Origin of the sequence: Streptomyces sp. NPDC127068, assembly GCF_042724695.1 — a bacterium.
Taxonomy (GTDB): domain Bacteria; phylum Actinomycetota; class Actinomycetes; order Streptomycetales; family Streptomycetaceae; genus Streptomyces.
In genome coordinates this window covers 1-22,483 of the sequence record NZ_JBHXEN010000030.1, presented here as the reverse complement: position 1 = coordinate 22,483, position 22,483 = coordinate 1, and the positions used below count along the sequence as shown (strand labels likewise).

At 69.2% G+C, this 22,483-nt stretch carries 17 protein-coding genes; 8 read left to right on the top strand and 9 right to left on the bottom strand.

Annotation, left to right across the window (positions count from 1 at the left end):
* Window positions 1-82 precede the first annotated feature (82 nt).
* A complete protein-coding gene (locus ACFWIA_RS19830; protein ID WP_387006772.1) occupies window positions 83-214 on the bottom strand; it encodes a hypothetical protein in 132 nt (43 codons plus the stop codon).
* A 262-nt stretch (window positions 215-476) separates the two neighbouring features.
* Here ACFWIA_RS19830 and ACFWIA_RS19825 point away from each other — a divergent pair, with 262 nt between their 5' ends.
* A complete protein-coding gene (locus ACFWIA_RS19825; RefSeq protein WP_387006957.1) occupies window positions 477-1,226 on the top strand; it encodes a substrate-binding domain-containing protein in 750 nt (249 codons plus the stop codon).
* A gap of 423 nt (window positions 1,227-1,649) precedes the next feature.
* On the opposite strand, the gene ACFWIA_RS19820 is transcribed toward ACFWIA_RS19825, so the two are convergent.
* From ACFWIA_RS19820 to ACFWIA_RS19800, 5 genes are all read right to left on the bottom strand, one after another.
* Window positions 1,650-2,972, bottom strand: a complete 1,323-nt coding sequence (locus ACFWIA_RS19820) for an ABC transporter permease (RefSeq protein ID WP_387006769.1) — start codon at window positions 2,970-2,972, stop codon at window positions 1,650-1,652.
* On the bottom strand, window positions 2,969-3,685 hold the full coding sequence (locus tag ACFWIA_RS19815; RefSeq protein ID WP_387006766.1) for an ABC transporter ATP-binding protein: 717 nt from the start codon (window positions 3,683-3,685) through the stop codon (window positions 2,969-2,971). Before ACFWIA_RS19815 ends, ACFWIA_RS19820 begins: the two co-directional genes overlap by 4 nt.
* Window positions 3,682-5,226 carry a peptidoglycan-binding protein gene (locus tag ACFWIA_RS19810; protein ID WP_387006763.1) on the bottom strand — a complete coding sequence of 515 codons (1,545 nt, stop codon included), beginning with the start codon at window positions 5,224-5,226 and terminating at the stop codon, window positions 3,682-3,684. The genes ACFWIA_RS19815 and ACFWIA_RS19810 overlap by 4 nt, the downstream gene beginning before the upstream one ends.
* 315 nt (window positions 5,227-5,541) lie before the next feature.
* Window positions 5,542-6,495, bottom strand: coding sequence for a hypothetical protein (locus ACFWIA_RS19805; protein ID WP_387006760.1), 954 nt, complete (start codon window positions 6,493-6,495; stop codon window positions 5,542-5,544).
* A gap of 183 nt (window positions 6,496-6,678) precedes the next feature.
* Window positions 6,679-7,098: a peptidase inhibitor family I36 protein gene (locus tag ACFWIA_RS19800; protein WP_387006757.1), complete on the bottom strand. Its 420-nt coding sequence runs from the start codon at window positions 7,096-7,098 to the stop codon at window positions 6,679-6,681.
* 1,893 nt (window positions 7,099-8,991) lie between these two features.
* Here ACFWIA_RS19800 and ACFWIA_RS19795 point away from each other — a divergent pair.
* From ACFWIA_RS19795 to ACFWIA_RS19780, 4 genes are all read left to right on the top strand, one after another.
* Window positions 8,992-10,230: an AAA family ATPase gene (locus tag ACFWIA_RS19795; RefSeq protein ID WP_387006754.1), complete on the top strand. Its 1,239-nt coding sequence runs from the start codon at window positions 8,992-8,994 to the stop codon at window positions 10,228-10,230.
* A 161-nt stretch (window positions 10,231-10,391) separates the two neighbouring features.
* Window positions 10,392-12,008, top strand: coding sequence for a Mu transposase C-terminal domain-containing protein (locus tag ACFWIA_RS19790; protein WP_387006954.1), 1,617 nt, complete (start codon window positions 10,392-10,394; stop codon window positions 12,006-12,008).
* The gene (locus ACFWIA_RS19785) at window positions 12,005-12,748 is read left to right on the top strand and encodes an AAA family ATPase (protein WP_387006751.1); all 744 of its coding nucleotides are present in this window, start codon (window positions 12,005-12,007) and stop codon (window positions 12,746-12,748) included. The genes ACFWIA_RS19790 and ACFWIA_RS19785 overlap by 4 nt, the downstream gene beginning before the upstream one ends.
* 11 nt (window positions 12,749-12,759) lie before the next feature.
* Window positions 12,760-13,869, top strand: a complete 1,110-nt coding sequence (locus ACFWIA_RS19780) for a hypothetical protein (protein WP_387006748.1) — start codon at window positions 12,760-12,762, stop codon at window positions 13,867-13,869.
* Between the two features lie 31 nt (window positions 13,870-13,900).
* Here the strand turns inward: ACFWIA_RS19780 and tpg are convergent, their stop codons facing one another.
* Complete coding sequence (tpg, locus tag ACFWIA_RS19775; RefSeq protein WP_387006745.1) at window positions 13,901-14,458, bottom strand: telomere-protecting terminal protein Tpg; 558 nt, start codon at window positions 14,456-14,458, stop codon at window positions 13,901-13,903.
* 642 nt (window positions 14,459-15,100) lie between these two features.
* Here tpg and ACFWIA_RS19770 point away from each other — a divergent pair.
* The 3 genes from ACFWIA_RS19770 to ACFWIA_RS19760 are packed head-to-tail and all read left to right on the top strand — an operon-like array spanning window position 15,101 to window position 18,691.
* Window positions 15,101-16,186 (top strand): dsDNA nuclease domain-containing protein, encoded by a 1,086-nt coding sequence (locus ACFWIA_RS19770; protein WP_387006742.1) that lies wholly within the window; start codon window positions 15,101-15,103, stop codon window positions 16,184-16,186.
* Window positions 16,176-16,757 (top strand): hypothetical protein, encoded by a 582-nt coding sequence (locus ACFWIA_RS19765; protein WP_387006739.1) that lies wholly within the window; start codon window positions 16,176-16,178, stop codon window positions 16,755-16,757. Before ACFWIA_RS19770 ends, ACFWIA_RS19765 begins: the two co-directional genes overlap by 11 nt.
* Window positions 16,754-18,691 carry a hypothetical protein gene (locus ACFWIA_RS19760; protein ID WP_387006736.1) on the top strand — a complete coding sequence of 646 codons (1,938 nt, stop codon included), beginning with the start codon at window positions 16,754-16,756 and terminating at the stop codon, window positions 18,689-18,691. Before ACFWIA_RS19765 ends, ACFWIA_RS19760 begins: the two co-directional genes overlap by 4 nt.
* Window positions 18,692-18,750: 59 nt before the next feature.
* Here the strand turns inward: ACFWIA_RS19760 and ACFWIA_RS19755 are convergent, their stop codons facing one another.
* Window positions 18,751-21,444 (bottom strand): Helicase associated domain protein, encoded by a 2,694-nt coding sequence (locus ACFWIA_RS19755; RefSeq protein ID WP_387006733.1) that lies wholly within the window; start codon window positions 21,442-21,444, stop codon window positions 18,751-18,753.
* A gap of 16 nt (window positions 21,445-21,460) precedes the next feature.
* A complete protein-coding gene (locus ACFWIA_RS19750) occupies window positions 21,461-22,060 on the bottom strand; it encodes a hypothetical protein (protein WP_387006731.1) in 600 nt (199 codons plus the stop codon).
* Window positions 22,061-22,483: the final 423 nt, after the last annotated feature.

Below are 22,483 nucleotides of genomic sequence, written 5' to 3'. Positions count from 1 at the left end.
TAGGGCAGAGGCATTGTCGGGGCCGACGCTGGGGACTTCCAGCAGCCCCGGTGTGGGTGCCTGATGCGGCGTGCGAGCAGCCTCAAGGTGTGACGGCGGCCCCGGCCGGCTCACTCCAGTGCTGGCTGTCGAGGTCGGCGCACCGCTTGAACACGCACGGGTTGTTCAGCCCGGCCAGCGACTCGCGGAGGGTGGAGTCAGCTGAGACCAGCACGCTCTTGAGTTGGTTGATCGTCTGGGTCCTGGACTTGATCGCGGACCCCTTTTGCCAGCTTGAACAGCCGGAGCATCTCGGCTGGACCGTCGCCGGTCTTCGCCGAGGCGGCTGCTCGTCCGGTCAGCACAGCGCGGGCTGTGGCCTCGGCGTCGATCGCATCGGTCTTGCCGTGCCGGTGTCGGGTGGCTTCGCCGGGCTGGTCGGCCTCGGTCACGGTCGTGTCGTTGGTGTGTCAGCTTTCCACGCTGACAAGCCAGAACTGACGTGTTGGTCCGTCGGTTGGGAGGCAGGAGCAGCGAGCACCGCCGCCGACGGGGTCGCCGGGCTCGATCGTGCGCTGCGCGGCCTGGAAGGCCTCATGGACGGCGAAAGCGGTTCTGTGCGGATCACGACCGGCGGAACGACCGTCCGGCATTGCATGGCCGAAGCGATCGTCTCCTTCCGCCAGCTCTACCCGAAGGTGAGCCTGGAGTTCCAGACCGAGACCTCCAGCTGCGGATGCTTCGACGCCTTCCTGGCCAGTGACCTTGACCTTGCGTGGGTCACCGTCGGTGCCCCCGTCCGCGGCATCGAGCGGCGCCCCGTCGCCGATCTGCCCTGGGTCGTGGCCGTGCGGGCCGATGATCCGCTCGCAGCCCGGCTGCACATCGACGCCCCCGACCTCACGGGCATCCGCCTCATCCGACTCCCGCCGAACTCCACCTCCGGCGCCCATTTGGACACCGCCTTCGCCGAACTGGGGATCCGGCCCGGCTCGGACACAAGCGTCGCTGACTGGGACATGGCCCTGCTCCTCGCCGAACTCGGCCTGGGCCACGCCGTCGTCCCAGCGGTACCGGGTCTCCCTGCACCCGGTGACGCCACCTCTCTGCGTCTGATCCTGGTTCCGGCGCTGCCGTCGCTGTCAGTGGGTTGGGCCGTACGCCGTTGGGATGCCCTTTCCCCGCTGGCTCGGAGCTTCGCAGACGCGGTCGCTGCAAGTTGTGCAAAGACGAACAGCACGGCGTGAGCACGAAGAGCGAACTCGGATTGCCGCACAGCTCATCACACAACCGTCCCGGCGGCGCCAACGTCGGCCTGATCGGCTCTGTGCCGTACGCGGGGACGGTGCCGGTATGCGAGGAGAGCCGATTCCGAGTATCTCCAGCACGTTACTCCCGACCGTCGCAGCGACTGGTTCCGGAAGAAGGACCTGCTGCCTGACACGCTGGGGACGGAGTCGATGCGGCCAGTACCCTCGACGACACCGTCCAGCAGGTTCTTCGCGAGACTGGCCTGGACCAGGTGTTCCCGATCGACCGCTGACCGTGACGTCCGTCAGTCACCACCGGCCACGGTCGTCCGACGCCTGGCGTACGCGGACGCACTCGGGGCTTTGGGACCGCGGCTGGTCCGAGGGCCCCGAGTGCGAGGGTTGCCGTCCGGTGCGGGTTCAGCGGCGCAGCGCCTCCGCGGGCTGGATACGAGCCGCCCGCCACGCCGGGTACAGGCCCGCCACCACTCCGGTCGCCAGACCGATGAGCGGCGCCGCCGCCACGGTCGAGGTGTGCAGTACGGGCGTCCAGTCCCGGGCGATGGCGACCCCTACTACGGTCAGGGTGCCGAGACTCGTTCCGATGAGCCCGCCCAGCGCCCCCATCGCCCCGGACTCGGCGAGGAACTGCGCCGTGATGTGCCCGCCGCGGGCTCCGAGCGCACGGCGCAGCCCGATTTCCCCGGTGCGCTCCAGCACCGCCACCAGGGTGGTGTTGGCGATGCCCACGGCGCCGATGACCAGGCAGATCGCGGCGAGCAGCAGGAACAGTTGTTGGAGGTCGCCGGTCACGTTCCCGCGTAGAGTACGCGGATCGGGCGGTGGGACCGACTTGAAGTACTCGGGGTGGTCGGGGCGCAGGGCCGTCGCGGCGAGGCGGGCGACCTGGCGGGCCGCGCCCATCTCCGTGGCGACGAGCATCCTGGCGCCGCCGGACTTCGGCTCGCCCCAGGTCTTCAGCGCGGTGGAGAGTGGGACGACGACCGAGAGCAGCAGGTCCGCCTTGCGCTCGACGTCGTCGATGATGCCGACGACGGTGAACGGCTGGTCGCCGATGAACAGCGCGGGCCTGGTCTCCAGGGTGGTGATGCCGAGCCGCCGGGCCATTCCGGCGCCGATCAGGACGACGGGCTGGGCGGTGCGCTCCGCGTACGCGTCGTAGATTCGGCCCTCGGCCATGTGCGGCACCGCCGCCTCGATGGCCCCCGGTGAGGCGGCGGTGATGCCCGCCCGTTCCCCGTCCGCCGCGTCGCCGACCGGCGAGGAGCGGACGGTGGCGTCGGTGCCGCGGGTGTCCACCGTCCAGTACACGCCTGCGTGTTCGACTCCGGCGAGCCGTTCCACCCGCGCGTCGGCGTCGTCGGGGAAGGCGAGGCGGACGAACTCGTTCTGTTCAAGGGCCACGTCCTCGATGTTGACCTCGGTCGCGGTCAGCGCGTTGAACCGGGAGTCGATCTGCGAGGACGTCGTTGCCGTGAGGCCGAGGATCGCCACGAACGTACCGACTCCGAGAACGGTGCCGAGCGCGGTGAGGACGGAGCGGGCCGGGCGCTGGAGCACCCCGGCCAGGGACTCGCCGAGCAGATCCCGGGCGGTGAGCACGGAAGGCTCGACGGCCGTTCCTCGGCGGCCCCGACCTGGCCACCGAGGAACGGCACGCCGCAGGACCCGGCGCAGCCTGGCCGGGCGTCCGCCGGTACCGGTGTCGCGATGCCGGCTCATACCGTCACCTGCTCGTCCCGCCGTTCGTCGAGGACGCCGTCGCGGATGGTCACCGTACGGGCGCCGCGCGCGGCCACCGCCGGGTCGTGGGTGATGACGAGGACCGTCATCCCCGAGCGGTGCAGCTCCTCCAGGAGGACGAGTACCGACTCCGCGTTCCTGCTGTCGAGGTTTCCGGTCGGTTCGTCGCACAGCAGCAGCGAGGGCCGCGACACCAGAGCACGGGCGATGGCCACCCGCTGGCGTTCGCCACCGGACAACCGGGTCGGCACCGCGTCCAGGCGGTGGCCGAGCCCCACCTGCTCCAGTGCCTGGCGGGCACGGTCCGCGCGTGCGGCGCGCGGGGTGTCGTTGTAGACCATGGCCAGTTCGACGTTCTCCCGTGCGCTGCGGTGCGGCAGCAGATGGAAGGACTGGAAGACGAAGCCGATGCGGCGTCCGCGCAGCGCGGTGCGGTCGCCGTCGCGCAGTGCCGCGGTGTCGATGCCGTCGAGCAGGTACCGTCCCCCGGTCGGCGCGTCGAGTAGTCCCGCAATGTTCAGGAACGTCGACTTGCCGGACCCCGACGGGCCGACCACGGTCACGAACTCTCCTTGTTCGATGCGAAGTTCGCAGGGAAGCAGGGCGGATACCGGCGGCGGCCCCGGATAGGTGAGGGCGACCTGCCGGAACTCGATGACGGGTGGCCGTGCCACACCTTCGCCGCCGCTCACGCGGCGTCCCCCGCACCGGCCCGGACACCGGTGACGACCTGGTCGCCCTCGGCGAGGGCCGCGCCGCCCACCGCCGTGACCTCCACATGGCCGTCGCCCGTGGTACCGGTGCGGACCGGGACCCTGCGCTGCTTGCCGCCGGCACCGACGACGGTGACGACCGTGCCGCCGTCCGACGCGGCGGAGACGGCGGCGACCGGGACGACGAGTGCCTTGCCGTCGGTGGACGCCGCCTCGACGGTGAGCCGTACGTCCTGGCCCACCGTGCCCGAGGCGAGCGGGGTGTCGGGCACCACGACCATCCGGTAGCCCTGCGCCGCGGGCTGCTGCCCGGAGGCCGGGGCGTCGCCCTCGGCGCCGCCCGACGCGGCGTCGGCGGGCTGCCCGGCCGCCGCGGGAGCGCTCGCCACCGACCGCACCCGCGCCCGGGTCACCTTGCCGGTCTGCTCCTGGAGGATCTCCGCCCGCTGCTCCGCCCTCACCAGGCCCTTCTGGCCCTCCTGGAGATAGCCGTCCACGGCGAGGCGCCCCGCGGAAACCGTCATCACCGTGCCCGTGACGGTCGAGCCCAGCACCGCGGACACGCTGTCCACCCGCGCAGGGAACGCCGACAGGTACACCACCTCCGAGGCCGGGAGCATCGGGCCTGCCTCCGCCTGCGCCTCGCTCAGCCGGGTGCGGGCCCGCTCCAGGTCCTGATCCGCGCGCTCCGCGGCCCGCCGGGTCTCCGGCGTCGCACGCGCGTCGAGGGCGTCCTCGGCGTCCTGCACCGTCCGCTCCGCGGCGGTCACGGCGTCCTGCGCGTCCTGCACGGCGGTGGCTCCGTCGGGCTGCGAGGAGACCGGGTCGTAGCCGATGGAGGCGTAGAAGGCGGCCAGGGCGCGGCGGGTACCGGCGCCGAACACGCCGCGCGTGTCGGGGCTGGAGGCGTGCCCCAACTTGTCCAAGGCGTCCTGGAGTTGCTTCACGTCGTCGCCACTCGTCCCGGACTTCAGGTCGCGGTACACCGGCACCCGTCCTTTGAGTGCGAACACCGGACGCCCGGATACCTCGGCGATCACCTGCCCCGCCGTGACCTTGGCGCCGACCGGCTCGGGCGCCTTGGTGACGACGGCACGGCTCACGCCCGTGGTGCCCGCAGCCGACACCGTGACGTCCACGGACTGCCCGGCGACCACCGTGCCGCGCAGTACGACCGATTCCTTCAGCACCCGCTTCTCCACCGGCGCGGTCAGCACACCCTGCTCGGGTGCGTCGGCCTCGGCCGCCACCTGGGCGGGGGACTTGACCACCACGGAGGCGGCGACGCCGGCCCCGGTCAGCACCAGCGCACCGCCCGCGACCAGGGCCACGACCCGGCGCCGCCGCCCCAACCCGGGGGCCCCGTCCCGCCGGTCGCCGCCCCCGGTCCCGCCCCGCCGTCGCCCGCCGCGTCTCCCGCGCGGGGTCCGATCGCCGGCCCCCTCGCCCTCGCCGGCCCCCTCGGCACCGGCGTACTCCTCGGGGTCGCCGCGCCTGCCGAGGGCATCGGATTCGATCATCAGGTCTCTCCAGGTCGGTGACGCCCGGCACTTGTCGTCTCAGGGCGGTGGAGCGGTGGAACGGTTGCACTGGCTGGGGCGGGGTGGGGCGGATCCGCGTGACCGGGCGATCGCCGGTCGGCCGAGCGGGCCCGTGCGGCCGACCCGATGCCCGGACTGCTGTCGCCCGCGTGTCTGTACGGCGAGGGTCCGTACAGCCAAGTCCCTTACACATAGGCTCTGTTCGGCCGTCGCCACCTGCCGGTGACGTCCACCTGCCGGTCGGGTGCGCTCCGGTCCGTCACTCTCGCTCGACGCCGCGGAGCGACCGTCGCGTTACGCGAGATCGGCCGCCAGTTTCAGACGCTTGTCGATCTGCTTCTTCACCTCGGTCAGCGCCTCGGCGTTCTGCTCGATCATCTGCTTCTGGTAGGCGACGTCGACGGAGTACCAGACACCGAGGACGTTGTACTTGTGCTTGCAGGCGACGTCGGCGGCGGCGACCTGCTGCTCCCTCCGCGTGGCGGTGGCGGACTGCTGCCACTGGGGGTCGTCGTTGGCCTTCATCGGGTCGGCGTAGGTGTAGCCCTTCTCCTTCATGCAGGCCGACCACTCGGTGAACACCGCCCGGACCCGCTCGTCGTCGTACGACTTGGCCCAACTGTCGCTGTTGACCTTCACCACGCTCGGCGCGTCCGCGAAGTCCTGCCCGGAGGCGGCCCCGAGCTTGCGATCGGCCTCACCGATGCACCCTCCGGCCGGAACCCTCTGGCCGTTGATGTCCTGACCGCCCTTGGCGTCGGCCGAGCCCGGCTTGGTGTTCGTGTCGGTGGTGCCGGTGAGCGCGGTGTTCGCGGCGGGCGCCAGCGGTACCGGACTGGGCTTGACGGCCTTGCGTTCGGATCCGGCCGGCTTGTAGCCGTGCACGGCGGCGTCGCCCGCGTCGGTCACGCCGTACCGGAACTGCGCGATGCTCTTGGGCTGGAACGACTCCGCGGCCTTCGGGGCCTCGTAGGTGAATCCGAAGCGCCGCATGCACTGGGTGCGGAGTGTCGTCCGTGCGCTGGACAGCCGGTCGGACTGGTCCTTGGTGTACATGTACGCCTCGACGGGCAGCGACTGGTCCGTCGAGGAGGTCAGTTCGGGCGCGGCGGCGGCGCTGGGCACCGACTCGCTCCCGGAGCCGTCGGACCCGTTCGCGCCGGAGGAGGAGTCGCAGCCGGTCACGGCCAGCACCGTGGCGACGCAACCGGAGGCGATCAGGGACAGGGAAAGGTGACGCCTGCGCATGGTGATGTTCATCCTTGAGGTGCCGTGGGGTCTCTCTGGCGGAACAGCCACTGGCTAGACTGCGCGGAGGGGTGTGCTGCCCAGCTGCATTGGGCAGCACACCCCGTTCCGAGGTGGAACAGACCTGGTTCAGGTCTCATCCGTGCGGATCTGGTTCAGGTCGCACGGGTGAAGCGGGGTCGGCTAGAGGTGGAAGTGGCCCGACGCGTTCTGGTTCTTCAGGGTGGAGTTCAGGTTGGCCGTTCCTCCGGCGCCGATCGTCTGGAAAACACCGCCGTAGTTGCTGTTGTAGAAGACGGTGAAGTCATAGGTGAAGTCCCAGTTGTCCACCGACGCTGCGTTGTTCTTCACCGACGAACCGGCGCCGGCGCTGCCCTTGGAGCTGGCAACGAAGGTGTAACCGGCGTAGTTGGCGACGGCGGCGTTCTGCCGGAAGATGGCGCCGGAGAAGTTGCTGTTGTAGTACAGGCACGCATAGCCCGAGGCGCACTCCACGGCGGCGCTCCCCGAGCTGCCGGCGTGCGCCGTACCGGTGGTGGACAATGCGGTACCCAGGCCCGCGAGGGCGACGGCACCCGCCAGCACTGTCTTTCTGATACGCATGACACATCCTTCCGATGGGAAAGGTGGCATTCGCATATGCAACCACCTTTCGGGAATGGGTAGTTGACTCGCCAGGGTCTCGCTTCCGTGATCATCCCCGGCGGTGTCCTGGCCGAACCTAAGTGCCCGTTCATCTCGGAACAACAGGGTCTATTTGGGTGGCCTGAACCATTCCCTCTCGCTTCTCGTAGGGGCCTGTCGATCGCTCGCCGCTTTCACGGCTCCCACGCGTGATCGTCATGGCGTATCCCGAAGGCGCGTTGTCTCAGGGTGTGAGGCCAGCGCACAATCGACATGTAACGGTCACATATTCCCCGACAATGCTCACCATCCCGACCCGGGTCGCGACGGATCGTTGCCGGAAGCGGATGCCGAAAGAGGGGGTGACATCGAGGGAATCCGGCTTAGCGGAAAAGGGCCCCTCAGCGCGGACGCCTTGGTTCCGCCCGTCGTGACCGAAGGGAAAGTCGTGTGTCGTGGTGCGAAGGTTGGCTGATCTCTTCCCCGTCCAAGGGCGGGGATTTCGCGTGCCTCATGGCTGCTACCGGAACGTTTCGACGACCAGAACATCCGGTGAGTGACTGTCAACTCTTTTTTGCGGACGGGAAGCGGGTGAACCTGAGATCCGCCTTCGTCCAGTAGCCCCGGGCGGATTCCCGTCGCTGGTTCACCGGCGGGCGCGGCACCACGGGGCGAGACACGGCCCGTGCCCGCCATGTGTGTCCCACGCTCTCGGGGGAGCCGGTGGTCTGTGCTTCCTCCACGGGTTGCTCGTGCCGGGCACGCCCGCCCTGGGTGTTCTGTCCATGGAAGGTTGGTGACGGTTCCAAGGCGGGGTGTTCTTGAACGAGTGAGGACCTTCCGGGTTCGGACCTTGCGCCGGGCGAGCGTGGTGACGAGCCGGTACAGCGTGGCCTGGGAGGCACGGGCACCGTACCGGGACCGTGCCGGTCCCGAAGGATCTGGTTGATCAGCGGGAACAGGCCGCTGATGGTGCCCTTGGAACGCCCGCGCCGGCGGCGCAGCGCCTCACGGACCGCGGCGACGACCCGCTCGTCGGAACGCCCGGTGGGGCTGGAAGTACGGGTGGTGCGGTAGTCGAGGAGCCCCCACGGGCCCTGTTTGCGGTAGGCCAGGCGCATGCGCTGCACCGTGGTGCGCGACACCCTCCCGAATCCAGGGCGGTCAGCTCCTCAGCTTTGGCCTGCTCCCGCTCGGCCAGCGTGTGCCGTGCTGGGTCGAACTGCTCCCGCACCCCTCCACCGATGCCGGGCCCGTCGGCAAGGCCGCATTCGACTTCTCTCACGTGCCGCTGCCAGGCCAGGGCCTTCTCTCGCGCCGCGGCGGGGGCGGTCTCGAACAGCCCCCACTGCGGGGCCGCCTGCGGCACGTCGGCCCCGATGACGCTGAAGCCGGGATCGGCGAACAGGTACCCGGCGAGCACCGCCTCGCCACCACCGTCCGGGCCGACGAGGTGGATCACCTGCCCGGACAGGGCGACCACCTGCCACTTCACACCGCGGAACCGGACCTGCGCCCCGACTTTCACCGATGGCCGGGCATTGCGCCGCGCGGTCACCGAGCCCCTCCTGCCGTGTGCGATGTGCCGGTTTGGTGTCGGTGGGTGGGTGTCAGTGACGGCCTGTCAGGCCAGGGTGTTTCCACTGGTCGGGTGTTGAGGAAGGGCGTGGTCACTGCCATGGAGCGGTTTCTGTAGCGGTGCGGCTGTTATGGCGCGGTACACCCCACTCCGCTCCACTGTCTTGAGAACGGCACTTCTGATCCTTCCGAGGGCTGTGCGGTGGCACGGTGGTCGGTGTCGGTTTTGCGCGGGCGGAAGGGTGTGGGGTGGGGGAGCCGGGCGCGTGGGATGAGGTCACGGCGGGGCTGAGGGTGTCCAGGTCGGTGCTGGTTGCGCGGCTGCTGGAGCTGGATGCGGCCGAGGCGTTGACCACAGCGCATGTGCGTGCGGGTGCCCAGGTCGGCGGGGTGAATGTGCGCACGGTGTGGCGCTGGCTGGATGCGGCGCGGACCGAGGGCCGGGTCGAGCGCAGGCCGCGGGCCCGGCTGGAGTTGTCCGACCAGATGTGGAAGGTGCTGGCGCAGGCGGGCGGGAACGTTGCGGCGCTGCACCGGCATCTGAAGGCGGCCGGGGGCGAGGTGCCCTCGCTGGCGTCGTTGCACCGGGTGGTGCGCCGGGACCTTCAGGCCGGCAGGGTCCTGCCGGACCGCGCGGTGGTGCGGCGGGAGCGGGAGGAGCAGCAAACGCGGCAGGCACTGGCTGACCTTGCCCTGGCCGGACCGGGTGAGGCAGGCGCGGCGAAAGTGGCTGCGCGCCGGCTGCCGCGTCTCGCACCAGAGACGACCGGGTTCTTGCTGGTGGGGGAGAGCGGTGCGCTGACAGGTGTGGCGTTGCCGACGGGCGCCCGGCTGGTACGGACGTCGTCGGTGCGGGCGGTGGCCGAGGCGGTCAGGCAGGCGATGGCGACGCAGGGTGCGGTGTGCGTGTTCGGCGACCCGGGCCGGGGCAAGACCGCGGCCGTGCGGATGGCGCTTGGCGAAGTGCCTCTGGGCTGGAAGGTGACGTGGGTGCCGGTACCGGTGCGCCCGTCGGTGGCCGGCATGAGGCGGGCGGTGTTCGACGCTCTGGGGCTGGAGGGCCGCTTCCCGCACACGTCGGCGTTGGCCGACGCCGCGGTTGCGGAAGCTTTGGGTGAGGCGCGGGTGCTGGTGGTCGACGAGGCACAACGCCTGTCTGTGTCGTGCCTGGAGTACCTGCAGAGCCTGTGGGACCACCCTGGCACGCGGATCACGCTGGTGCTGGTCGGGGCGGGCAGCGAGCGGGCGCTGGCCCGGCTGCCGCAGCTGGCCTCACGTATCGGCGCATGGCAGGAGGTTCCACGCTTGACCGGAGCGGAAGTGGCGACCGTGGTGACCGGCTTCCACCCGCTGTGGCGCACCGTCCCGGCCCCGGACCTGACGTGGATCGACCGGTCGTGCGCGCACGGCACGTTCCGCACGTGGGCCGCTTTGACCGCGCACCTGCAGAACGCGCTGCTCATCACCGCTGATGCATCCATCGACCGGGCCTTGCTGAGGCGACTGTTCAAGCGGGTGGCGCCGCCACTGTGAACGGAGCGCTCCTGCAAGAGACGGGAGGGCGGCGGTCGCATGCTCCCGGCCACCGGCAAGCACACGACGCCCCGAGGGGAGCTGACATGAAGGACGGCGACACCGTCCGTCCAGACAGCGGACTGCCTGCGGCGTCGAGGACGGCGCTGCGCGGTCCGGCCGTGCGGCGGCTGCTCGCACTGCGGGCAGCCAAGAAGCTGACAGCAGTCCATGTACGGGTGGCCGCGGACGCGCTAGGAGTGTCGGAGCGCACGGTGTGGCGCTGGCTGGCCACCGCTCAGAGCGATGAGACTGCGGCTGCCAACCCCGGCGCACGCTCCCGGGTCGATGCAAGATTCACGGTCACGCCCGAGGTCCGTGGACTGTTGGTGCTGTGGAAGGGGAACGTGCGGGCGGTCCACCGCGAACTGGTCCTGCGTGCTGCCAGGCAATCTCCTCCTGCCAACGCACCGTCGCTGACGACGCTGCACCGGGCGATCCGCCGGGATCTGACGCCGGGGGAGCGGGCCGGGCTTGCGGGTGGGGAGCGGGCGGCGCGCAAGCATGATGTGTTCCTGGCCCGGCCGCGGGGCTGGCGCAACCAGGTGTGGGAGACCGACCACATGCAGGCCCCCGTGCTCATCGAGGTCGACGGCAGGGCCCGCAGACCGTGGATCACCTGGTTCACCGACTGCGCGACGAACGCGATCACCGGCGTCGCGGTCACGCCAGTGCATCCGTCGCGGGAGTCGGTGCTGGCCGCGCTGCGCTCCGCGGTCCTGCGCGAGGACCCCTACGGCCCGTTCGGCGGCCTGCCCGAGAAGGTGCGTGTGGACCGTGGCAAGGACTTCCTGTCGAGGACGGTGACCGCCGCGTTCGATCTCCTCGACGTGACGGTGGAGGACCTGCCCGCCTACACCCCCCATCTCAAGGGCACCGTGGAGGGCCTCAACAGGGCGGTGGAGAGCATGTTCTTGGCCGCGCTGCCCGGCTACGCCCGCCAGCCGCGCCCTGGCAAACGGGCTTCTAGCCCGAAGGACGAGGTGCTGCTCGGCTTCGAGGACTTCACCGCCCGTCTACTCGCCTGGACGCTGTGGTGGAACACCGAACACCAGCCCGCGCCCTTGCGGGGCAGGACCCCGCTTGAGGCGTGGCAGGACGATCCCACCCCGCTACGAGACGTGCCGGCCGCGGATCTGTGGACGTTCACCCTGGAGGACGCCGGCACCCGCATGCTGACGACCCGCGGTATCCGATTCAGGAAACGTGACTACGTGGGGCCGTGGATGACCGGTCAGTCCGGGATCCAGGTCCGGGTCCGTTTCATGCCCCACCACGATCACCGGATCGAGGTCTACCATGCGGCCACCGGCCGCTACCTGGGTCCGGCGGACCTGGCCGACCAGGCCACCGAGGAACAGATCAGCGCGGTACGGCGGGCCAGGGCCGCCCGCAGCCGCCGCCTGAAGAAGGACCTCGAAGCTTCCCAGCACGAGCGCTACGCCGCTGCCACCCAGGCCGAGCCCCCTCGACGGCTCGGCGCACTGACCGGTGCACAGGCCGACGCCGAACTCGCCCGGAGTGCCGGCACCAGCCTGTCGCAGCTTGCGCTGCCGGACGTCATCCCGCCTGCCGCACCCCCGGCCGACTGGCGCACCCCTGCTTCCCTGGCTGCGCTGACCACGGCGGCCCGGCCCGCCCCGCTTCCGTCCAGCAGTGACTCCGCCCCTTCAGTCCCGGACGCCCCGGCAGGGCGGGGCGCACCTTTCACCCCCGACGAAGACAGAGACGCCTCGTGACCGCAGCGACCTATCAGTACGTCGACCTGCCCGATGCCTCCGTGGTCACCACCCGCGCCCTGCTCACCGCACGGGAGAACATCACCGACACGGTCGCTGCCCGCGCGATGATGTGTATCCACGGCGGCGCCGGCTTCGGCAAGACCCTCGCCGTCAACACCTGCCTGCGCGCACTCGAACCCGGCGAAGACATCCGCAAGATCACCTTCCGGGCCCGGCCCACTGCCCGCGCGGTGCGCTACGAACTGTTCACCGCCCTCGACCTGGCCGGCGAGCCACCACGCCACCCCAGCGAATTCGACCGTCTGCTGAAGACCGCTCTGGCCGAACGCCCCCGCACCTTCCTCGTCGACGAAGCACAGTGGCTCAACGGGGAGGCATTCGAATACTTCCGCTACCTGTGGGACGAACCCTCCACCCAGCTCGCGATCATCTTCGTCGGCGGTGAGGGCTGCCACACCGTGCTGCGCCGCGAACCGATGCTCTCCTCCCGTGTCTTCATCTGGCAGCAGTTCACCCGCCTCACACCCGACGAGGTCCTCGAGGTGATCCCGCTGTTCCACCCGGTCTGGGCTGACGCCGACCCCGACGACATCGCCTTCGCCGACAGCCACGCCGCGCACGGCAACTTCCGCGCCTGGGCCCAGCTGACCGCACACACCCGCACCGCCCTGGCCCGTACGGGACGTGCCCGCGTCGACCAGGAGCTGCTGCGCTGGGCCTTCAGCCGCCTCGCCTGACCACACCGTCCATGCCTCCTGTCCCGCCGCTGCCGTCCGTCACCGTGGTTCTCGACCGCCACGACGACGTGCTGCACACGCACACCGCCCTGGCCGCCCACCATCCGCCGTCCGGCCGGATCACCCTGCACCCCGGCCCTGGCACCACCAGCGAGACCGGCCTCGCCCACGACCTTCTCGCCGCCCTGGGTAAGCCGCCCCTGCTCCCGGGCGGCTTTCCTGGCGGCCGTCAGCCCGCCTGGGAAGCCGCCACGGCCTGGATGACCGCCCTGCCCGTCACCCGGCTGACCGTCCTGCGCGCCCACCGCCTCACCGCCCGCCGCACAATGCGCCTCCTGGAGCTGCGTGCCCTCACCGGTATCCACCTGACCCTGGTCTGCCACCGCCCCCACCTTCCCGCCGCCCTGCACCAGGCCCTGCAGACGGCCGACTACTCCCTCACCACCGACCTCGACGCAGCCCGCCGCCACTACTACGGCACACCGGTCACCGAACCCCCACTCGCAGACGAGCCCGCCGGGTCGACCGGTTCGTGGCTCACCCTGCCCGCACTGGAACGCCTCATCTCCTACGACAGCCCCCGCCCCTGCACCGACCCGTGCACCCCGCCCCCGATCATCTGGCGGCACCGCCCACCGCCCGTGCCTCTCACCGCGCACACCGCCCAGAAAGTCGCCCACTGCCTCCACGCAGCGACCGCACATCCGCGCCTGGCCGCGGCCGTCGCCGCCGCGCTCTTCACCGGCGCCTCCCTCCAGCAACTCGCCACCGCACGCCCCCACGACTACGACACCGCCGCGGCCACGCTCGCCCTCCACGACCGCGCCCGCTACACCGACGGCTGCGCCGCCCACCCCGTACCACCCTGGGCCAGCGTCTTCCTGCGAGCAGCGGCCTACTTCACCCGGCTCGCCTCCGGCGAGAACCAGGAACTGCTCGCCGCGCCAGGTGACCGTGCGCACCTGCTACGCGTGGCGGAGACGGCCAGACTGTGCCCGCCCCAGCCGCCCGCAGCCCGCCGCAAAGGCCCGGTCGGCCGTGTGGAGTGGGACTGGCGCGAGCGGCAGGAAGCCGAGCAGTACGAAGCGCCGTCCAGCCGCGTCCGACCCTCGCAACGCTGAACACCCTGTCGCGGTTGCTCAAAGGGCAGGCTCAGCCGATCGAGAAGTCGGCGAACTCAACATCGCTGAACGCAATGTGCAGACCATGGGCCCGGCGTCCCCACTCGCGAAAGTAGGCGTGCCCGAGCGCACGGGCGAGGATCACCGTCTGCTGCTGCTCGCCCGCGCCGGCATCCCGGGCGGCGAACAGCTCCCGGGCTACCTCTCCCGGCAGATCCTGGGTGATCCACCGCACCCGCGGATCGTCCGAGGACCCCGCCGGTGCGGTGAAACCGAACCGCGCCCTGGTATGGAAGACGAAGCCCTCCGCCTCGGCCTGGGCACGCCGACGGGCCCGTACGCGCGGCTGCCACCGAGCCAGTACCGCTTCCTCGATCGCCCGCACCTGCGTCGGCCCCGGAGGACGACGCGCTCCTGGCCTTTTCGTCACCCATCGCTGCACGGTGCGTTGCGAAACTCCGAGCACCGTGGCCACCTTCCTGGTGGAACCTCGGTGCGTCGCCAACAGAAATCGCAGGCGGGCCCCGGTACTTGAGGGAATGGGCCGGGTGCGTAACGCACGCTCCAGCCCCTGCCCGATCTGTCCCATGCTTGCCTCTCCAAGCGGCCAGTCGGCAGGGCCGGCACCTTGTAGTCCGTAGCGTCAGTTCTCTCGCATCGTCCGCCCCTGCTTGCTAAGTTTCTGCATTCTCGGGACAGCGTCGGCTGACGCAGGCTACGAGCCTGGGGGAGCACCAGCGACAAGTCGGCGGCGCGGGTCAGGATGGACGTCGCCGGCACCCCGGTGCTGTTCTCCCGGTGGGTGGCCCGCTCGCCGGTCGTGTGCTGAGACCCCGGCGCTCCGTGAGCCGGATGCCGGCTAAGGCCAGTGACACCGACTGGGCCAGCAGGTTCCGGTGTACCGCGGGCCGATGAATGGCGTCGTACTGGCGCTGGCTCGGGTGGTCTCCCGCATCGCTGGCAGCCGTCACGCGGCGCATATTGCAACCGGCCACGGAGCCGTGTGCTGCGTCCAAAATTGGAACCCCTGGTTCGGGACTCCTGAACCGACCGCTGGCAACGACCGTCAAGGGACGGGCAACTTTATCGCTGATCGTTATGCGTATTGCCACACTCTGTTACCCAGTGTTGTACTTGGCCGCTTGGATGTTCTAGGGGGTGTGGGTGCGAGCCACAGGATTGTCAGCCAGTTCCGTGTCGCCTTACCGGCGCCTGACTCATCGGGGTGCCGATGTCTGCAGCGCCGGCTGACGGCGGACGCCGAAGTCGGCGCGGCTTCGCCTACCAAGACGCGGTGACGCTTCTTGACTGCTTGGACATGCATGAGGGCATGTGGACTCAGGTCTCTTGGGAGGACCTGGAAGACATCGTCTGCAGAAACGGTGACGCGCCCGCATACCGCCAGGTGAAGACCATCGAGGAAGCCGGTAAGCGGCACAGTGTCGCCAAAGTGTGTACACCGGACATTCCGAAGAAGCCAGAGACGAGCTACCTGGGAAAGCTGTTCCTCGGGAAACCTCTCCCAGCCGAGACTCGGTTCACCTTCATCGTCAACGAGAGTCCGCAGGCCGACTTCCATGCGTTCGTCGTCGATCGCGGACAGCAGCGTGGTCCCGTCCCGTCGCCGATTCGGGATGACATCATTGTCCGGCTCAAAGGCGTGGACCTTCCTCAAGGCCGCGACATCGGCTGGTGCGTCGACCGTCTAGAGGTCCTTGTTGAGGGCCGCACCATCGAGCAGGTTGAGGACAGGGCCCTACGTCGGCTCGGACCGATCGTGACGAAGATCTTGGGGCAGCCGCCCTTGACCACTGACATCGAAGACGTCCTGGTCTGGCTCGGAGTTCGCATCGCACGCGATGCGCTTGCCCCAGTGCCACGCCAGGTGGGCACCCGTGACTTCCAAGACATGCTCCATGAAGCGATCACACGGGCCACCGGGCGAAGGCCGGACGGAAGCACTGCGCCTCTCACGAAACTCACTGACAAGCTTGCGGTTGCCGGAGTCCCGGCAGACGAGGCGGCAGGGCATCTCGACAACGCGCTGAAGTACCGTCGTGCCTGGCGTGCCAGCCTCGGTCCAGCCCGCGAGGCGATGGACGCCTTCGCCGACGAAGTCCACGCCATCTGCTCACGCGTCATGGCTGAACGACGCGCCGGACGCATCCCCGCCGGCTCAGACGCATACTTCGAGACCCTGACCCGCGTAGAAGGCCTCCCCGCAGTGAGTAGCGGCACGGTGTCCCTCGCTCGAGCTCACGCCGTACTTGCGGACATCACCGCTCGCTGCCAGAACCGGTACGCCGATGCTTCATAACATCGGCGCGAGCGCCATCCCGCCACCCCACCGGCCATGGGACCCCGACGACTCGCCAGACTTCCACGCCTCCCGGCTACTGCTCCTGGTTGCCGAGTGCGGCAGCGACCCCGGTCCTCATATCGCCGGCCGAACCAAGCTCGCGAAGCTCGACTTCTTCCTCCGCTACCCGGTCTTCCTCGAGCGCGCGCACAGCGAACTTGCCGACACCCTGAGCGGACAGGGCGCCTTTCGCGCATCGATGCCCGAGGAAGTAGAGGCCCCGATGATCCGGTACCGGTTCGGTCCCTGGGACCCCCGCTACCGCCAGTTTCTGGCCTTCCTCATGGCCCGCGGTCTCATCACGATCACCACCAGCCACAGACCAGAGCGCGTCCGATTGACCTCGGCCGGAAAGCGAGCGGCCGCAGCGCTGGCGGACATGGACGAATTCCAGCCCATCGTCACTCGATGCCGCGCCATGAGGAACAACCTGGCGCAGTGGTCCGGGACCGACCTGAAGAACCTTGTCTACCAACTCTTCCCCGAGGAAGTGGCGGATCTCGCCTACAACCAGGAGATCAGGCCATGACGACGCCCCCGACACCCTCCCGCAAAGGGCTACGAGTCGAGTCGGTCACGATGGTGCACACGTCTGGCGAGATGGATACGTACGCGTTCAATACCACCGGCCTCAGCATTCTGTCTGGCGTCAGGAACAGCTCGAAGACCACCACGCTCAAGGCCATCGACTACTGTCTCGGCAACCGGGACAGCCCGACCGAGGCCCTGAAGGCGGCCGTCGCCGACGAGTACGTAGAGGTCAGCATCGAACTGACCCTGAACGGCACTCCAACGGAAATCCGGCGCAGCCTCCAGTACGGGCGCCAGAGCAAGGTCGTACTGAACGGCGACGAATTCCCTGTCAGCGAGTTCTCCGACCGGATCCTGCACAAGCTTGGCTGGCCGATCCTTAGCATTCCCAAAGGCATCCAGGCCGCCACTGCCACCGAGCTCACACCTCTGACGTTCCGCAGCTTGCTGCGCCACATCTACCGCAACGAGGACTCGTGGACTCAGTTCGCTGACAAGGAACAAGAGTTCCTGAGGCGAGCCGTCATCAGCTACCTCTTGGGTTTCGCCCCGGCCAGGTACAGTAACCACGACTTCGAGCTTGCGGCAGCACAGCGCCGACTCGCGCAGGCGCAGGCGGCCGAACGAGAGGTACATGACAGCACAGACCGAGCCGTCGCAGCTGTCTGCGAGAACCTGCATTTGCCAACACCCAGGAGCGAGCAGCAGGTCAACTCCATCAGAACCGACTTGCGGGCCGAGCTCGACGCGGTTGTCAGGCAACGTTCCCAGCTAACCCGCGAAGTGGAGCAGCTTGTTGCCGAACGACGCCAAGAAGGCGATGCCGGGGCAGTGAGCCATGGCTACGACGCCACCCTGTCGCAGCAGTACGAGGAGGCGACCCAAGACCTCACGAGTACCGCCGAGACCGTCGCCGGCCTCGAGCAGGTCCTGACTGCCCACATGCAGTCTCACAACACGGTCCGGGCAGAGATCGCCCGCATGGAACGCCTTCTCGCCTCCGTCGACATCTTCGACAGCCTGCCGGTGCGCCTGTGTCCTGCCTGCGAGCAGAAGATCGACATCCATCGCGATCACCCCGAAGGTACCTGCTACGTCTGCACCCAGTCAGTGACCGAGGACCAGCGCAGACGACGCGGAGAACTAGAGAAGCGGTCCCTGACCGCAGAGGCCGACGACCTCCAGGAAGTCATCGCACGAACCAGCCACGACCTCGACCAAGCAAAAACCGACCACCGGCACGCCCAGAGCACCCATCAAGACATCGCCAGGCAGCTGAACGTCGACCGGGCCGCCCGCCTCGCCCCGTTCATGGCCAGACTCGAAGAGATGGCCGCCCAGACCGCCGCCCTGGAACAAAAACTCATGGCGCTGCCCGCCATCGAGCAGATGCTCACCCGCAAGACTGCCGCCACGCAGACGAGTCAAGCGGCCCAAGACAGACTGAACCGACTGAAGCAGCAACATGATGAAACCCCCACCACAGGGAGAACGCCCATCGACCGCTGCGCCCTGTTCGCTGACCGGATGAACGAATTCCTCAACCGCCACCGCGATGATGTCTGGGTGGCAGGGAATGTGGCGATCAGCGCGGACGACCTGACCTTCTACGTCGGGACCCGCCCCTGGAGCCAAGTTCTCGGAGCCGAGGCCCGAGTGTTGTTCTTCCTCGCCTATAGCAGGGCCCTACTATTCCTGGCCAGGGACCTAGGAGACGACTGCCCGTACCCGGGACTCCTCATGCTCGACAACCCCTTCCAGCAGGGAATCGCAAGTGACGTCGTTCACGAAGTTCTCCGTGACATTGCCGATGCCGCCCAAGCCGTCGGCGCACAGGTGATCTCCACGCAGGCCGTACCAGTACCACGTCTCTCCCCTGGCATCGAACAGATCACTATGCCGAACACCTACATCGGCGAACCCGAGAGCTGACGGCCACACCTGGGCAGGGAGGGGCAGGCCGCCTGACGCTCCACGACCTGCCAGTGGTCTTACACCCATTCAATGCCCAGCGTCCGGAGCGCGTCCAACTGCTCTTCGGTGAGCTTGTCGCGTCTGACCCGGGTGTTGGAGACCCATACGCCCAGCTTCACGACCACCGGCTCCGTCTCGCCCTCGACCGCGATCTCCTCGCCGTGGGCGCGGGGGACCGGCCGGTGGGTGCCTTCCCGCTCTACCCACTGTGTGAGGGCTTCCAGGCCCCGCTGGAATGCCTGCTGCGCCTTGCTCGGTCCCTTCGCCCCGCGGCTTTCCGCAGGGGCGGGAGCGGGCGCCTGGTCGGGCTGCACGCCCAGCGCGGTCAGGCGTTCCTGCTGTTCGGGGAGGAGTTGGGCCCAGGTGCCGGGGTTCTGGTGACGCCAGCGCCAGGTGCCGATGTCGTCGCCGTCGAACATGACGCCGGCGGCGATGTGGGGGAGGTGACCGTCGGCGTCGACCAGGTCGGCGAGCACCCGGTAGTGGCGCTGCCAGTTCAGCGGCCACTCGCAGTTCCAGTCGGGGTCGACCGCGGTGAGCTGCGCCGCGCGTGCGGCGGCCCGTTCCGGGTCCTTGCCCAGGCCGTTCTTCCTGCGGAGGTTGGCCATGTGCTGCCCGATGGGCACCATCTCGTCGTCCTCGCCCCACATGGCGTCCTGCCGGGGCGCGAGGTGCCCGGTGGCCCTCCGGTACGACCGCAGGGCGGCGAGCTTGGCCTCCCATGCCTCCTCGCCCGGCTCCCAGACCATCCCGGCCTCCGGAGCGTCCAGGAGGGCCTTGCGCCGGTCTTCCAGCTCCCCGGCCCGCAGCGCCTTGCGCCGGTCTTCCAGCTCCCCGGCCCGCAGCGCCTTGCGCTGCTGGTGCACCCACCGTCCGAGGGGGAACGCCTTGGTGACGCCGACCTCGGTCTCGGTGTCGTACGGGACGGCGTGGACGCCGGTGATGCCGTTCTCCGTCCGCCAGCGGATGAGGGCCTGGTAGCCCTCCAGCCACACCAGGGACTCGGGCCGGTAGACCCGGGTCCGCAGGAACGCCGCGATCGTGGCCGCGTCGCGCGGGCTGGAGAAGTGCAGCAGCGCCGACTCGGCCGCCGCGTCGGCACCGTCCTCCTGGTCCTCGTCACCCTCGCCGCCGGTGCCGACGATCTGCCCGTCCTCGTCGCGGCGCAGGTGGGTCTTGCGCTTGCCACTGGTGAGGGCGCAGGAAGCGAGCTGCTCGACGAGACGGTCGTCATGCGAGCGCAGGCCTTGGAGGACGGCCACAAGAGGGCGGAAGCTCGCGGAGGCGACCATGTCGGTGGGGTCCTCGCCTGGCTCCAGGAAGACCGGCACGATGATGCGGGCGATCTTCGTGGACCCGTCCTTGTTGAGGCGGAGCGCCCGGCCGATGTTCTGGACGATCTCGACCTGGGAGCCGCGGGTGTCGGCGAAGCAGATCGCCTCGACGCCGCGCTCGCCGGTGATATCGACGCCTTCGCCGAGGACGCGTACGGAGGCGAGGAACGCCCGGTGCACGCGGTGTCCGGTGGCGTCGATGCCGTTGGCGAACTGCCGCAGGACCTCCCGGCGCTCGGTGACGAGGTGGTCCCCGCACAGCCAGGCCGACCAGACGCGGTCCGGCGGGACGTGGCGGCCTGCCTCCAGCTCGTAGAACTCGGCGTCGATCGAGGACTTCGGCAGCTTCTCCGCGGCTGTCAGATCGGCGTCGGAGGCGTCGGTGACGTACAACTCGGCGGCGGTCTCGGGCAGCTTCTCCGCGAACGCGGCGGCCTCCTCCACCTTCTGGTGGAAGGTCATGACCGTACGCAGGTTGTACGCCGCGGCGTGCTCTAGGAGGGCAGCCTGCAGCAGCGCCAGACGCCGGCCCCGCTGCGCCTCTTCGGACTCGCCGAGGACGGGGGAGGGGTCGCGGATCTCGAGGACGTCGATCTCGAACCCGGCGAGGATCCCCCGCTCGATGCTTTCGCTCAGGCCCAGCTCGGCGAGCCAGGCGCCGTAGGTGCCGTTCGGGTCGTCGGCCATGCTCGCGATCTCCGCCTCCTCGCCCCCGGCCCCCTTCTGCGGCCGGGCCGCGGCCAGGATCCGCGGGGTGGCGGTGAGGTAGAGACGGAAGTCGGCCGGGATCCGGGTGTTGTCGTGGATCGCCGCCCACGGGCGGCCGAGGTCGCCGGCGGTTCCGTGCGCCTCGTCGACGATCGCGAGGTCGAAGCCCGCCATCTGCTGCCCATAGAGGCGCTCCCCGCCCGCCAGAGCGGCCTCCAGCGGTCCGCGAACCTTCCGCTGGCCCGTCGGGTCCTCCGGGTCCTCGCGGTCCACCAGGGAGGCGTACGTGGCGAACACGACGACCGGCCCGGCCTCGGCCCACAGGGCGAGCTGGATCGGGTTCGTGGTGGTCCGCACGCCCAGCTCCTTAAGCACCGGGTCGTTCTCCAGCGAGCACACGGCGATCATCGGGGCTCGGTGGCCCACCAGGCGCCACGCCTGGGCGGTCTGGGCGAGCAGGTCCAGGGTGGGCACGGTGACGAGGATCCGGCCGTCCGCGAAGGACTCCAGCGCGCACGCGGCAGCGGTGATCGTCTTGCCCGAGCCGGTCGCTGACACGATGGTGCCCCGGGCACCCTGCGGGGGCACAGATGACCTTGCAGGGAATCCGACCCACCTACGAAACGCGGACCGCTGGTCTACCTGATGTTCCTTGAGATTAATCAACATTTGCCGAGATCCCCCTCTAGCTCTTCTTCCCGAACCAATACAAGGCAGTGTCGACATCGCGCGCGGTCCAACCACTCGCGCGCCCTCCTCTGTGTGCGAGGAGCATGTCGATTATTTCCATGTAGCGGCCATAGCGGCCCGAATCGTCCGTGAGGGTGAGTCCGAGACGTTCGAGGGCCCGCTGGACGCGTGCGTCGTAGACGCCCATTCGCTTGGGGGCGGCCGCCGTCAGAATGGCCGACGCGAGAGCGTCACCCTTGACGAAACCTGGCAGCTTCGAGATGGCGCCGCGTCCTGCCCGAGCCGCTTTGGAACGAGAGAGATTTTGGTCCTGAACCGATGTGACGGCCCGCTCGGTGATAGCTCGAACGTGACTGTCCGACAGAGACATGAGTGCCGCTGCCCAAGACGTTCGTGCAGACATGCGTTTCCACACGACCAAGGCAGCGATGTCTGTCTTGCCGAGACACCCCGCACGCTCGACGCGCTGCGCGACGTCCCAGAAGACCTCGTCATAGTGAGGCGAGATAGCCGACAGATATTCTGTGTGAGCCGGGATGAGCATGTCCCATGCTGGGTGGCAGGACGAAATGGAACCTTTTTCATCCACGGGCACTCAGTCCTCCTTCAGGATCGTTCGGGGTGTCCTGTGTTTCCGCCAACGGTACATGGTGCATCAACCCGATGCACCGCTACACAAGAACCCGACACGAATGAGCAACCCCTCCCCCTCGCAGCCAGCCTGGCCCGCGTCAGCGGGCCTCAAGGGTTCTGGAGGCGCAGCCGGAAGGACCGTTGGGCGGGGGAGCGCAGCGGACCCGTCCCTCGGGCTGAAAGCGAAGCGTAAGCCCGCCCAAAACCAAGGCGGAACCCAAATCCGGCCCGGGAGCGCAGCGGACGGGCCGTCACCACCCTGACTGCGTCAGGGTGGTGGTGCTCGCGCCGCGGGCAGCCCGCCCGCCCCCCGGGCGGGGGGGCCACCACCCGGGGCCGGGGGGGTTTAAAAAAAAGTAGCGGCCGGCGCGGTTGGGGGGGTTGG